This window comes from Ichthyenterobacterium magnum, from assembly GCF_003610635.1.
Classification (GTDB): domain Bacteria; phylum Bacteroidota; class Bacteroidia; order Flavobacteriales; family Flavobacteriaceae; genus Ichthyenterobacterium; species Ichthyenterobacterium magnum.
Genome location: NZ_RAQJ01000001.1, coordinates 255,604 through 269,042 on the forward strand (window position 1 = coordinate 255,604; position 13,439 = coordinate 269,042).

General features: G+C 31.2%; 13 protein-coding genes. 7 read left to right on the forward strand and 6 right to left on the reverse strand.

Going from position 1 to position 13,439, the window contains the following annotated elements; all coding sequences use genetic code 11:
* Nucleotides 1-101: 101 nt before the first annotated feature.
* Entirely contained in the window at nt 102-779 is a 678-nt protein-coding gene (locus BXY80_RS01265; RefSeq protein WP_120199408.1) for a Crp/Fnr family transcriptional regulator, read from the forward strand.
* 57 nt (nt 780-836) lie between these two features.
* On the opposite strand, the gene BXY80_RS01270 is transcribed toward BXY80_RS01265, so the two are convergent.
* From BXY80_RS01270 to BXY80_RS01295, 6 genes are all read right to left on the reverse strand, one after another.
* Complete coding sequence (locus tag BXY80_RS01270; protein ID WP_147376090.1) at nt 837-1,604, reverse strand: hypothetical protein; 768 nt, start codon at nt 1,602-1,604, stop codon at nt 837-839.
* Nucleotides 1,605-1,903: 299 nt separating this feature from the next.
* The gene (locus BXY80_RS01275) at nt 1,904-4,321 is read right to left on the reverse strand and encodes a protein-disulfide reductase DsbD family protein (protein ID WP_120199410.1); all 2,418 of its coding nucleotides are present in this window, start codon (nt 4,319-4,321) and stop codon (nt 1,904-1,906) included.
* A 237-nt stretch (nt 4,322-4,558) separates the two neighbouring features.
* Nucleotides 4,559-4,957 carry a rhodanese-like domain-containing protein gene (locus BXY80_RS01280; protein ID WP_120199411.1) on the reverse strand — a complete coding sequence of 133 codons (399 nt, stop codon included), beginning with the start codon at nt 4,955-4,957 and terminating at the stop codon, nt 4,559-4,561.
* A gap of 16 nt (nt 4,958-4,973) precedes the next feature.
* A complete protein-coding gene (locus tag BXY80_RS01285; RefSeq protein ID WP_120199412.1) occupies nt 4,974-5,288 on the reverse strand; it encodes a rhodanese-like domain-containing protein in 315 nt (104 codons plus the stop codon).
* A 111-nt stretch (nt 5,289-5,399) separates the two neighbouring features.
* Nucleotides 5,400-6,023, reverse strand: a complete 624-nt coding sequence (locus BXY80_RS01290; protein WP_120199413.1) for a thioredoxin family protein — start codon at nt 6,021-6,023, stop codon at nt 5,400-5,402.
* Nucleotides 6,024-6,034: 11 nt separating this feature from the next.
* Nucleotides 6,035-6,559: a TlpA disulfide reductase family protein gene (locus BXY80_RS01295; protein ID WP_120199414.1), complete on the reverse strand. Its 525-nt coding sequence runs from the start codon at nt 6,557-6,559 to the stop codon at nt 6,035-6,037.
* 474 nt (nt 6,560-7,033) lie between these two features.
* Between BXY80_RS01295 and BXY80_RS01300 the strand changes: the two genes are divergently transcribed.
* The 6 genes from BXY80_RS01300 to trpB all read left to right on the forward strand — a co-directional run bounded on the left by BXY80_RS01300 (nt 7,034) and on the right by trpB (nt 13,136).
* Entirely contained in the window at nt 7,034-8,434 is a 1,401-nt protein-coding gene (locus tag BXY80_RS01300; protein WP_120199415.1) for an anthranilate synthase component I family protein, read from the forward strand.
* A 139-nt stretch (nt 8,435-8,573) separates the two neighbouring features.
* Nucleotides 8,574-9,140 (forward strand): anthranilate synthase component II, encoded by a 567-nt coding sequence (locus BXY80_RS01305; protein ID WP_120199416.1) that lies wholly within the window; start codon nt 8,574-8,576, stop codon nt 9,138-9,140.
* A gap of 1 nt (nt 9,141) precedes the next feature.
* Nucleotides 9,142-10,134 carry an anthranilate phosphoribosyltransferase gene (trpD, locus tag BXY80_RS01310; RefSeq protein WP_120199417.1) on the forward strand — a complete coding sequence of 331 codons (993 nt, stop codon included), beginning with the start codon at nt 9,142-9,144 and terminating at the stop codon, nt 10,132-10,134.
* A gap of 343 nt (nt 10,135-10,477) precedes the next feature.
* The gene (trpC, locus tag BXY80_RS01320) at nt 10,478-11,263 is read left to right on the forward strand and encodes an indole-3-glycerol phosphate synthase TrpC (protein ID WP_120199419.1); all 786 of its coding nucleotides are present in this window, start codon (nt 10,478-10,480) and stop codon (nt 11,261-11,263) included.
* Nucleotides 11,260-11,886, forward strand: a complete 627-nt coding sequence (locus BXY80_RS01325; RefSeq protein WP_120199420.1) for a phosphoribosylanthranilate isomerase — start codon at nt 11,260-11,262, stop codon at nt 11,884-11,886. The genes trpC and BXY80_RS01325 overlap by 4 nt, the downstream gene beginning before the upstream one ends.
* A gap of 68 nt (nt 11,887-11,954) precedes the next feature.
* Complete coding sequence (trpB, locus tag BXY80_RS01330; protein WP_120199421.1) at nt 11,955-13,136, forward strand: tryptophan synthase subunit beta; 1,182 nt, start codon at nt 11,955-11,957, stop codon at nt 13,134-13,136.
* Nucleotides 13,137-13,439 lie beyond the last annotated feature (303 nt).

The window sequence follows — 13,439 nt, forward strand, 5'->3', positions numbered from 1 at the left end:
TTTGCTCATTTATACCTTTTGCAAATATTTAAAGATATTAATAATAGTAATATGATATTTATCATATTTGCTTAATTTTACATTTCTTCGAATAAAATATTATGAGCAAGTGTGAACAGTGTATAGTGCGACAATTTAATTCTCTTAAGGCTTTAACCAAAGATGAATTAGTTAGAATTTCTAGTTGCAAAACATCAAAGATTATAAAAAAAGGCGAGGTCATTTTTGAAGAAGGCGAAACACTTAATGGCATATATTGTGTAAAAGATGGTGTTTGTAAACTCTCAAAATTAAGTGCTAATGGTAAAGATCAAATTGTAAAATTGGTTATTAAAGGCGATTTACTTGGTCAACGCTCTTTAATAGGTAATGAATCTGCCAACTTAAGTGCTACTGCCTTAAAAGACATGGAGGTTTGTTTTATTCCTAAAAGTGAAATTATTAACGACTTACAAAATAATTCTAATTTCTCGATGGACGTGTTACAGAAAATGGCTCATGATTTAAAAGAGTCTGACAATGTTATTGTTAATATGGCTCAAAAAACAGTAAAGCAGCGTTTAGCCGAAGTTTTAATTTACATTTATCAGCATTTTGGAGCAGACACAAATGATATGCTTAATGTTGTGCTTTCTAGAGAAGAATACGCAAATATTGTTGGCACAGCAACAGAATCTGCAATTCGTATCTTATCACAGTTTAAAAAAGAAGGTTTGATTTCTACTTCGGGTAAGCAAATTAAAATAGAAGATATTAAGGGGCTTAAAAAAGTTGTGTAAATAAAAAACTGCCATTTAAAAAATGACAGTTATATTAAGAGTTTAACAACTTTATTTCTAATCTCCACTCATAAATTTGTTATACTCCCAAATTTCATCCCATCGATTACTAAATGTATCATCTAAAGTATCAAGGAAATTATCCCATGAGTTTTCGCCATATAACTTTTCATAGGCATCTTTAAATTTTATATCCTCATCAAAATCTGCCCAACTCTTATAAAAGCTAACAGCTGCAACATGACGTCCCAAATCTCCTTGTAAAAAAGCATTATAATATAAGCCCCAAGGATTGTCCCCTGGCATTGATTTTAATGTTGCACTTACTTGTTTAAAAATAGAGTTCATAGTATAGCCATGATCTGCTTCTACTTCAAAATATCTTACAAACATAATTGGATGGTCAGAGTTATTATCTGTTAATGAGCCTGTATTAGATAGTTTATCATCTTTTCTCCAATACTCTATGGTATGCATTTCTTTAATGTATGGCATTACATTATCTCGCCAATCTGCATTATGACCACCTTCTCCAGGGCGTGTATCATTGTGCTTTAACATCATTGGTCCCATTTCCCAAATTATTTTTCCAGAATTTGGTCCAGATGAAATATTATACACATTTGCTTCATAAGGTGTTGTTTTATGATACGTTTCGTTATGCTTACGCATATTTTCGCCTAGTGTTTTAAGATTGGTATAATCTGGTGTAAGCATAATGCTTTCCCACATTTTATAATCTTTAGAATCTTGTGCATTTGAAGTTAAAGAAACTCCAAACATCATTGTTAGCATCACCACTGATGCAATTACTTTTTTAAACATAATATTATTATTTGGTTGATAGTTACACATTGTATAACCTTTATACAATGTTAATTGCTATTAAAAACTTTTAGAGAGTTAATTATATAATAAATGAATTGTGATAAAAACCCATTTAAGATTAAAGATCAGCTTTGGAGTTAGTGTAAAGGTAAATGGTTAACCATGTTTAAGACAACAGCTTTTGGACGAAACATCAGATATAATGTCCGAAAGAAGGTTTTTATTTATCAAAGTAGATTTTGTGTTATGTAAATATGTTCTATAAAAAAACCTCTCAAATTTGAGAGGTTTTAAATTTAATTTTTAAAATTTTCCAGACCAGTTTCTAGCCAGTTATAATATTCGTCAACATCTGGTGTGTAGCCAACTGGCTGAATAAGATTATCCTCATTATGATTCATTAACACATAGAAAGGTTGTGTATTGGTCTTGTATTTTATGGTTTGTAATTCGCTCCATTTCTGGCCAATGTATTTAAGCTTTTTACCAGGTTTTAGTTTTGAATCAATAACCTCATCATCACTCAACTTTCGTTTATCATCTACATACAAGGAAATTAATACTACATCATTTTTTAAAACATTTAATACTTTATTATTTACCCAAACATTCTGTTCCATTTTACGACAATTTACACAAGCCCAACCTGTAAAATCTATCATGATTGGCTTTCCTACTTTTTTAGCATAAGCCAAACCTTTATCATAATCATTAAACGCTAAAATATCATGTGGTGCTAATAGATGTCCTCCATCTGGTAAATCTGAATGATTTGTAGAAGTTCCTCCAGAACCTAACTTAGTATAACCTACACCATAAGGCGACTCACTATAATCTAAAGGCGGCGGAAATGCACTTATTAAATTTAATGGTGCTCCCCAAAGCCCAGGAATCATATAAATTGTAAAGGACAATACTATAAGTCCTAAACTTAATCTACCAACAGAAATATGTGTTAATGGCGAATCATGCGGTAACTGAATTTTACCAAACAGATACAATGCTAATACTCCAAAAATTGCAATCCAAATAGCGATAAATACCTCACGTTCTAACCAATGCAATTGTAATACTAAATCTGCATTAGATAAAAACTTAAAGGCTAATGCTAATTCTAAAAAGCCTAGAACTACTTTTACAGTATTTAACCATCCTCCAGATTTAGGCAAAGAATTTAACCATCCTGGAAATGCTGCAAATAAAGCAAATGGTAATGCTAGTGCTAACGAAAACCCAAACATACCAACAAAAGGCGCTATTCCTCCTTTTGATGCTGCTTCTACCAATAGAGTACCTACAATTGGGCCAGTGCATGAAAACGACACAATAGCTAATGCAAGTGCCATAAAAAAGATACCAATCATTCCGCCTCTATCTGCTTGTCTATCTACTTTATTAGCCCAAGAGTTTGGCAAAACAATCTCAAAAGCTCCTAAAAACGAAAAGGCAAATACAATTAATAGCAAGAAGAAAATTATATTAAACCACACATTAGTTGATAAGGCATTTAAAGCATCTGCTCCAAATACCCAAGTAACAACTGCACCTAAAAACACATAAATTACAATAATTGCTAAACCATAAATGATGGCATTTTTTATTCCTGCAGCTTTAGATTTACTTTGCTTTGTAAAGAAACTTACAGTCATTGGTATCATAGGAAACACACAAGGTGTTAACAATGCTGCAAAACCTGATAAGAACGCAAGGAAAAAAATAGTCCATAATCCTTTTTTACTAGATTCTTTATTTGTTTTTTCGGCAGACTCAACTTGAAAGTTTTCTTTTGATGCTGCAACACTCTTAGTTAAATTGAAACTTAAATCTTCATATGTTGGCGCAGTACATTGCTTATCATCACAAGCCATGAAACCAACTTCACCATTTATAGTGGTTAATCTATTATTTAATAGTTTAATACGTTGTCTAAACTCCGCTTCATCTTCAAAGTATTTGATTTTCATATCAAAAACTGGATCTTCAACCGTTAAACCTTTTTCTTCTGTAGTTGTTCCTACTATCTCAAAATCACTATTAGAGGCATAAACAAACTCGGTTGGTATTGGTTTAATTTCTTTTTCTTCAGAAATATTCTGAGAATACAAATGCCAACCTTCATCAATTTTTGCTTTAGAAACTAAATTATATTCTGTATCAGAAACTTTTTCAACATAAGTAGACCATTTTACGGGTTCAAATATTTGAGATGCATTGTCATTAAGATCTAATTGTAATTCATTAGCATTTACTTCACTTTTTTTTTCTGTTTTTAAATCAAAAATTAAATCTACATAATCTGGAGGTAAGCATTTAGAGTCATCACAAACCATAAACTCTACTTCTCCTTTTACTATTGACAGTTCTTTATTTAAAATTTTTATGCGTTGCTTAAACTCTGCTTTATCTTCAAAAAAAGTAATTTTCATCTTAAAAATTGGATCATCAATAGTATGTCCTTTTTCTTGAGATGTTTTACCAACAAGTTTATAATTTGGATGCTCTTTATATACAAATGTGGTTGGTATTGGTCCATCTTCTGGAACATTTTGAGAATACAAATGCCAGCCTTTATCTATTGTAGCTGTTGAGATTAAATTATACTCAGTATCTGAAATTTTTTCAACAGAGGTAGTCCATTTTACAGGTTCAAGAATTTGTGCAGTTGAAGTTGTGATAACAAAAAGACAGAAAATACTAAAAACAATATGTTTCATATAAGATTTTTTGTTTTACTAATAGAGCTTTAATTAACAAAAATAAACATGCAATTTGATTAAAGCTATAAAGTTTTCCTAAATAATAAGGCAAAAATTTAATTTGGTAATTAAATTCTAAGTCTAGTTGTCGTGAGTAAATTAAAATTCTTACATAAAAAAAGCTATCTAAAAAGTGTCATTCTGAATGTAAATGAAGAATCTCAATAAAATCACCTTTTATATAGCCTCTATAAGTTAATTAAAGGTTTTTATTTCGAGGCCTTTAAACTCCCATTCGGTTATGCCACCTTCTAAATCATATACTTTTATAAAACCAGCCTCTTTGAGTTTTTTTGAGCACTTGGCACTTCGGCCTCCAGATTTACAATATAAAATAACAGGTTTAGTTTTATCTAACTTAATAATGTCTTCTTCAAAGGTTGGCGAATTAAAATCAATATTTTGAGAATGCATAATATAGCCTTCTTTGTATTCTTCTGCTGTTCTTACATCTACTAGTTGTACATCTTCTAACTCTAAAAGCGTTTGCATCTCTTCTGGAGATACTACTTTTACTTCTGTTTCTTGAGTCTCATTGCAACTTGTTATAAACATTGCAAAAACAAGACTTAAAGTGATTGTGATTTTTTTCATTTTGATTGATTGATTTTTATTTTAAAGCAACTTCGCCAGTCCAATTACTAAAGCCACCTAAAAGGTTATACGCATTTTTAAATCCTAATTGATTCATCACAGAACAAGCCTGACCACTTCTTCCTCCAGCTTTACAATACACATAATAATTTTTGCTAGTATCAAGTTGTTTTACCTCATCGATAAAACCTTGCCCCTTATATATGTCTATATGAATAGCATTAGGAATAATACCTTCATTTACCTCATCTTGAGTTCGAACATCTAAAACAACAGCATTTTTGTCTGAATTTAATTTAGAAGCCCATTCGTTTTGTGTTAAATCTGCCATAGTTTTTTATGTATCAATAATCATGCAAATTTAACATTTCTTTATGTTAAAGACGAAAAAAAATCCGAAGTGTTACACTTCGGATTGATAAATTTTAAACTAATTAGGGTGTTAAACCTTAATAGAACAGCCTATAGCTCTTGTCTTTTTTTCTTTAATTTCTTTACCAAAAAGTAATGCATCAACTGCATTTTCTACATACTTAGTATTAACAGCTTCAGCATCTTGGTAATTATCATCAATAGCTCCAATATACTTAACTTGGTTGCCTTTTTTAGTTTTCTCTAACACATAAACATGTGGTGTTTTTGTAGCTCCAAATTGAGGATATATTTTTTGGCCTTCATCCATTAAGTAAGGAAATGTAAAGCCTTTTGCTTTGGCGCGAGCTTTCATTGCTTCCATATTATCTCCTGGTTTTACATCTGTATTATTTGGCATAATTGCAATAACTGGATATCCTTTATCTGCATATTTTTTATTTAATGCTTCTACTCTATCTTCATACGCAACAGCGTAAGGGCAAGTATTACATGTAAATACAACGATAAAGCCTTTAGCTTTTTTATAATCTGATAATGACACTTTTTTACCATCTATATTTTCTAGACTAAAATCTGTGGCAATGTCTCCAATATGGTAACCGTGATTAGGACCAACAAAAGTTTTGTTTGCAAATGCAGAAAGCATAAAAATAGCTATCAATACAAAAGCAGTTTTTTTAATTGTTTTCATAAGTTCATTTTTTAATTAAGGAATTGTTTTAATTCGGTTTCTAATTCTTTATAATTGAAAGATCTCTCGTAAAATTCTCGTTTATCTTTAGTGTATATTAGTGTTGCTGGAATTGCACCTGTCCAATCTTTATTTACCTTAGGAAGCCACGCATTAAAATCTACATCATTAATTGCTATAACTCTAGACTGTATTTTATTTTTAGCTATAAAAGGCTTCAACTTAGTCTCGTATTTCTTTGGAAAATCAAGACTCACTAAAATAAGCTCAACATTTTTAGCTTTATAATTTTTAGCTAATGTCTCAAAATGAGGAAGTTCTTTAACACAAGGTGCACACCAAGTTGCCCAAAAATTAATTACGTAAACAGTTTCATCATTCTTATGCAATAGTGGTTCAAACTTTTCAAAGTCAAAAATCTCAAGCTCCTTTTCTTCAGCATTATTAAAAACAAGTTCATCATTTGTTTTATTGCTTTTATTATTACAAGAAACCATTAATAAGCCTATAAATATTAAATAACTAAGTTGTTTCATTCTCTAAAAGTAATGAATCTCAAAAAATTGACTTTAGCTTTAACAGAAATTTAAAAACTTTAACAAAACTAGCCGTAATACATACATAATTAATAATCTGTATATTTACATGTACAATGGTTTATAAAACATAATTTATAAATAAGTTAAGACCTTAAATACTTCTTGTAATAAAAGTGAAACAATAAATTGGTAACCCCAAATTATAATAATTAATAGCAATCAATAACTCTAATTATTGACCAATTTGTAAAAACTTCCGTTCTAATAAGCGGAAGTTTTATTTTTCTATTAAAATATTTGAATTTATAAAATACCTTTCTATATTTGAACCAACAAAAGCATATGAAAACAAACTTTAATACAACTTGGTGGTGGAACTCTCGAAACGTCAATTCGTGAAACACCTCGTATATTAAATTTAAAATATCAAAAAGGCTTGTCATTCACGACAAGCCTTTTTTAATACAAAAAATGAAAACATTTAGTTTATACACACATTATAAAAAAATACTTGCAGACACAATTACACCTGTTAGTATTTATCTTAAAATAAGAGACAAATATCCTAATAGCATTCTATTAGAAAGTAGTGATTATCATGCCAACGACAACAGTTTCTCTTATATCTGTTTTAATCCGATTGCATCAATAAAGGTTGAAAATGACTCTGTTTCTCAATCTTTTCCAGATGGAAGTTTTAAAAAAAATAACGCAAAAAATATTTGCGTTACAAATGAAATTCACAAATTCACGCAACGCTTTAAAGTAGATGCCGAAAAGCAATTCAAGTTTATAAATAACGGAATTTTTGGCTATACTGCTTATGATGCCGTTAAGTATTTTGAAGATATCGAAATTTCGAAAAAACCCAACTCTTTAGAGATTCCAGACATTTTTTACGCCGTTTATCAAAACATTATTGCCATTAATCATTTTAATAATGAGGCTTACATATTTGCCCATTGCTTTAATACAGATAATAATATTGATCAAATATTACAGCTTATAAAAACAAAAAATTACGCATCTTATAATTTCTCTAAAGATGGAAATATATTTTCAAATCTTTCTGACGATGATTATAAAGCGCATGTTGAATTAGCCAAAAAACATTGTGCTCGTGGTGACGTTTTTCAACTCGTACTTTCAAAGAAATTCTCACAAGCTTTTAAAGGCGATGAGTTTAATGTGTACAGAGCTTTACGTAATGTAAATCCTTCGCCTTACCTTTTCTATTTTGATTACGGAGATTTCAAAATATTTGGTAGCTCTCCAGAAGCGCAATTAGTTGTTTCAAAAGGTCAAGCAGAAATTCATCCAATTGCTGGAACCTTTAAACGAACAGGTAATGACGAAAAAGATGCCGAATTAGCCAAGCAATTAGCTAATGACGATAAAGAAAATGCAGAACATGTGATGCTTGTAGATTTGGCAAGAAACGATTTAAGCAGAAACGGAAGTCAAGTTAAAGTAGAAACGTATAGAGAGGTTCAATTTTTCTCACATGTCATCCATTTAGTAAGTAAGGTCACAGGAAAAAAACATGATAATGTATCTACAATGCAAGTTGTAGCAGATACGTTTCCTGCAGGAACTTTAAGTGGAGCGCCAAAGCATAAGGCGATGCAACTCATAGAAAAATACGAAAAAACGAGCAGAGCATTTTATGGAGGTGCCATTGGTTTTATGGATTTTGAAGGCAACTTTAACCATGCCATTATGATTAGAACATTTTTAAGTAAAAACCATAAATTACATTGGCAAGCTGGAGCAGGAATTGTTTCAAAATCAAGTGCAGAAAACGAATTGCAAGAAGTATATAATAAGTTAGGAGCATTAACCAAAGCTATAGAATTAGCAAAAGACATTTAAAATTATGACACAAGGGTTTGGCTTTCAGCTATATCTTTAAAAAAACAAAAGGATGTCGCTTCAATCCCTAACGTAAACCAGTTAGCAGTAAAAAAAGAGCCAATAAAAAGATTCGTGTATTCGTGGCAAAAAAATAAATATTATGAAAGTATTAGTTATAGACAACTACGATAGTTTTACCTACAATCTAGTCCATTATTTAGAAGATTTAGATTGTAAAGTAACTGTTATTAGAAACGATAGATTAACATTAGAAGATGTTAAGCCTTACGATAAGATTGTACTATCTCCAGGACCAGGAATTCCTGATGAAGCAGGTCTATTAAAACCTATAATTAAAGAATACGCATCAACCAAAAGCATATTAGGTGTTTGTCTTGGACAACAAGCTATTGGTGAAGTTTTTGGAGGCACTATTATAAATCTTGATACAGTTTTTCATGGCGTAGCAACAGAAGTTACCACTTGTGTTAATGACGAATCATTGTTTAATGGTTTAGGAAAATCATTCGATGTTGGTCGCTATCATTCTTGGGTTGTAGATACAGATCTTCCAGATGAATTAGAAGCAACATCATTTGATAAAAATGGACAGATTATGTCGCTTCGTCATAAAGTATATGATGTTAAAGGTGTGCAGTACCATCCAGAATCTGTATTGACACCAAATGGGAAACAAATATTAAAAAATTGGTTAGAAGCATAAAATGAAAAAATTACTAAACAGACTTATAAATCATGAAAGCATCTCTAGTGAGGAAGCTAAGCAGGTTTTGGTAAACATCTCAAAAGGCGACTATAATCAAAGTCAAATTGCTTCATTTCTAACTGTTTATATGATGCGAAGTATCACGCTTGAAGAGTTACAAGGGTTTCGAGATGCACTTTTAGATTTGTGTATTGCAATCGATTTAAAAGATTTTAATGCCATAGATTTATGCGGAACAGGTGGTGATGGAAAAGACACGTTCAATATTTCCACATTAGCATCATTTGTAACAGCTGGGGCTGGAGTTAATGTAGCAAAACACGGTAACTATGGTGTATCTTCTGCTTGTGGTTCATCAAATGTTATGGAATATTTAGGCATCAAATTTTCAAATGATAAAGATTTTTTAAAAAAATCAATTGACCAAACTGGAATCTGTGTATTACACGCACCGTTATTTCATCCAGCTATGAAAAATGTAGCGCCGATTCGTCGTGAACTAGGTGTAAAAACCTTTTTTAATATGTTGGGCCCAATGGTAAATCCTTCCTTTCCAAAGAATCAAATGGTAGGTGTTTTTAATTTGGAATTACAAAGACTTTATAGTTACCTCTACCAACAAACAGATAAAAACTACAGTATTGTTCATGCATTAGACGGCTATGATGAAATTTCACTTACTGGAGCAACAAAAATTATATCAAACAGTTCAGAAACTATGCTATCTCCTAAAGATTTAGGAATAGCTCAAATAAACCAAAGTGATATTTTTGGTGGTGATACAGTAGAATCTTCAGCTAAAATATTTTTAAACGTTATAGATGGTAAAGGCACAGAAGCACAAAACAATGTGGTATGTGCTAATGCCGGATTAGCTATTGCAACATCAAAACAAATGCCTCATCAAAATGGCTTCGAACTAGCTAAAGAATCCTTGTTAAGTGGGAAAGCAAAATTGAGTTTAGATAAATTAATTGAATTAAGTAAATAGAGAATAGAGAATAGAGAATAGAGAATAGAGAATAGAGAATAGAGAATAGAGAATAGAGAATAGAGAATAGAGAATAGAGAATAGAGAATAGAGAATAGAGAATAGAGAATAGAGAATAGAGAAAGTTATAATATAAAAACAAATAATAGAAATTCGAGTCTCAAATTTCGATATAGTCGAAATCAGCGATTTTCAGAAATAATGAGTGAAAAAGCGAAACTGCTAAGCAAAGCTTTAAGCATGTAGCTTTGAAAGCGAATGATGCTTTAGCAATTTCCTAACAAATCGCTTTGAATTTTTGATTCGTTTTGTTTAAAGACAAAATGAATAAGAAGAAACACATATGGATATTTTAGAAAAAATAGTACGAGATAAAATCGTAGAAGTTAAGCTACGTAAAAAGCTTATTCCTGTTTCTCAGTTAGAGCAATCTGTATTATTTAATAGAGAAACAGTTTCGCTTTCAAATAAACTAAGGGCAAGCAATACAGGAATTATTGCAGAACATAAACGCCGCTCGCCTTCAAAATCTGTAATCAATCACAATTTAAACGTTCAAGACATTGCTAAAGGCTATGAAAACGCAGGCGTTTGTGGTATGTCTGTATTAACTGATGGCAAATATTTTGGAGGTTCTTTAGATGATTTACTATTAGCAAGAGCAAGCTGTAATTTACCTTTGCTAAGAAAAGAATTCATTATTGATGATTATCAAATTATAGAAGCCAAAGCTTATGGTGCAGATGTTATATTACTAATTGCAGCCATACTATCACGAGATGAAATCAAGCAATTTTCACAATTAGCAAAAAGTTTACACCTCGATGTACTCTTAGAAGTGCATAACGAAGCTGAACTTCATAAATCAATAATGACAAGTATAGATATGCTTGGTGTAAATAATAGAAATTTAAAAACCTTTGAGGTGAGTTTAGACACAAGTAAGACTCTTAGTGAACTTATCCCTAACGATTTTATAAAAGTATCTGAAAGTGGTATTAGCTCTATTGAAGCCATAAAAGAATTACAACCTTATGGTTATAAAGGGTTTTTAATTGGTGAAAATTTTATGAAAACAGATAATCCAGGGATTAGTGCCAAACAATTCATAAAAACATTAGAACTATGAAACTAAAAATCTGTGGCATGAAAAATTCAAACAACATTTTAGATGTTGCTAAATTAAATCCGGATTTTATGGGTTTTATTTTCTATAAAAAATCGTCACGTTATTTTAATGATACCATACCAGAATTACCTCATAATATTAAAAAAATTGGTGTTTTTGTGAATGCTACTTTCGATTATATAAAAGGTATTGTCAATAAACATAATTTGCAAGGCGTACAATTGCATGGTAACGAATCACCAGAACTATGTAAACAATTAAAAGATTTAAATTGCATAATTATAAAGGTTTTTTCTATAAAGGACACATTCGATTTTAATAGTTTAGAACCTTATGAAAACATTTGTGATTATTTCTTATTTGATACCAAAGGTAAACTACCAGGAGGCAATGGCTATACTTTTGATTGGAGTGTATTAAATAATTATCCATCAACAAAACCGTTCTTTTTAAGTGGTGGCATTGGTTTAAAGCAAAAAGAAAAGTTAAAAGAGTTTATAAACAGTGAAGCTTCAAAATATTGTTTTGCTATTGATGTAAATAGTAAATTTGAAATCGAGCCAGGATTAAAACATATTGAAAAATTAGAAGAATTTAAACAGAATTTGTCATTCCGTACTTGATGCGGAATCCATTATAAATTGAACTAAAACTAAAAAAAATCCTGAATCAAGTTCAGAATAACATAATCATGAGTTACAACATCAACAAAAAAGGCTATTACGGAGAATTTGGTGGCGCTTTCATCCCTGAAATGCTCTATCCAAATGTAGAAGATTTACGCCAAAATTACTTAAAAGTAATGGCAGAACCTGAGTTTCAAAAAGAATTTAATCAACTCTTAAAAGATTATGTAGGCCGTCCTTCTCCACTCTATTTTGCAAAACAATTATCAGACAAATACAATACAAAAATATATCTAAAACGTGAAGATTTAAACCATACAGGAGCACATAAAATCAATAATACTATTGGGCAAATCTTAATGGCAAAACGTTTAGGAAAAACTAGAATTATCGCCGAAACAGGTGCTGGACAGCATGGTGTTGCTACTGCTACGGTTTGTGCTTTAATGGGCTTAGAATGCATTGTATATATGGGCGAAATTGATATTGCAAGGCAAGCACCAAATGTGGCTCGTATGAAAATGCTAGGTGCAGAAGTAAGACCAGCTTTATCTGGAAGTCGAACCCTTAAAGATGCCACAAACGAAGCCATACGTGATTGGATAAATAATCCTGTAGACACACATTATATTATTGGTTCGGCTATTGGACCACATCCTTATCCAGATATGGTGACACGTTTTCAATCCATTATTTCAGAAGAAATAAAATGGCAACTTAAAGAAAAAGAATGTAGAGAACATCCTGATTATGTAGTGGCATGTATTGGTGGTGGCAGTAACGCAGCTGGAACTTATTATCACTTTTTAGACAATGAAGATGTAGGCATTATTGCAGTAGAAGCAGCAGGAAAAGGCATTCATTCTGGTGAAAGCGCAGCCACTTCTGCTCTTGGTAAAGAAGGCATTATACATGGTTGTAAAACGCTTTTAATGCAAACTAATGATGGACAAATTACAGAACCGTATTCTATTTCAGCTGGCTTAGATTATCCAGGTGTTGGTCCTTTACATTCACACCTGTATAAAACTGGTCGTGGTGAATTTTATTCAGCAACAGATGACGAAGCTATGAAAGCTGGTTTGGAGTTATGCAAACTTGAAGGTATTATTCCAGCTATTGAAAGCTCTCATGCTTTAGCCATTTTTGAACATAAAACATTTCAACCAAACGATGTTGTGGTTATTAGTCTATCAGGTCGTGGCGATAAAGATTTACAAAATTATATTGATTATTTTAAGTTATAGAATTATGGCGTTACCGCAAGGGTCAGGCTTTCAAGACTCGCTATCAAAGATGAGCTCAAACAAATCTTTCAATCCTTAACGCTATAGAGAATAGAGAATAAAGAATAGAGAATAGAGAATAGAGAATAAAGAATAGAGAATAGAGAATAGAGAATAGAGAATAGAGAATAGAGAATAGAGAATAGAGAAACTAATAAAGATAATGTAAAGTCCATAGTTTCGACAAAGTCGGAATCAACGATTTTCAGAAATAATGAGTAAAAAAGCGAAACGGCGAAGCGAAGCTTCAAGCATGTAGCTTTG

Bases quoted from the DNA above. Each gene is read 5' to 3' on its own strand.
- BXY80_RS01265 (WP_120199408.1), top strand. From the start codon at position 102: ATGAGCAAGTGTGAACAGTGTATAGTGCGACAATTTAATTCTCTTAAG.
- BXY80_RS01270 (WP_147376090.1), bottom strand. From the start codon at position 1,604: ATGTTTAAAAAAGTAATTGCATCAGTGGTGATGCTAACAATGATGTTT.
- BXY80_RS01275 (WP_120199410.1), bottom strand. From the start codon at position 4,321: ATGAAACATATTGTTTTTAGTATTTTCTGTCTTTTTGTTATCACAACT.
- BXY80_RS01280 (WP_120199411.1), bottom strand. From the start codon at position 4,957: ATGAAAAAAATCACAATCACTTTAAGTCTTGTTTTTGCAATGTTTATA.
- BXY80_RS01285 (WP_120199412.1), bottom strand. From the start codon at position 5,288: ATGGCAGATTTAACACAAAACGAATGGGCTTCTAAATTAAATTCAGAC.
- BXY80_RS01290 (WP_120199413.1), bottom strand. From the start codon at position 6,023: ATGAAAACAATTAAAAAAACTGCTTTTGTATTGATAGCTATTTTTATG.
- BXY80_RS01295 (WP_120199414.1), bottom strand. From the start codon at position 6,559: ATGAAACAACTTAGTTATTTAATATTTATAGGCTTATTAATGGTTTCT.
- BXY80_RS01300 (WP_120199415.1), top strand. From the start codon at position 7,034: ATGAAAACATTTAGTTTATACACACATTATAAAAAAATACTTGCAGAC.
- trpD (WP_120199417.1), top strand. From the start codon at position 9,142: ATGAAAAAATTACTAAACAGACTTATAAATCATGAAAGCATCTCTAGT.
- trpC (WP_120199419.1), top strand. From the start codon at position 10,478: ATGGATATTTTAGAAAAAATAGTACGAGATAAAATCGTAGAAGTTAAG.
- BXY80_RS01325 (WP_120199420.1), top strand. From the start codon at position 11,260: ATGAAACTAAAAATCTGTGGCATGAAAAATTCAAACAACATTTTAGAT.
- trpB (WP_120199421.1), top strand. From the start codon at position 11,955: ATGAGTTACAACATCAACAAAAAAGGCTATTACGGAGAATTTGGTGGC.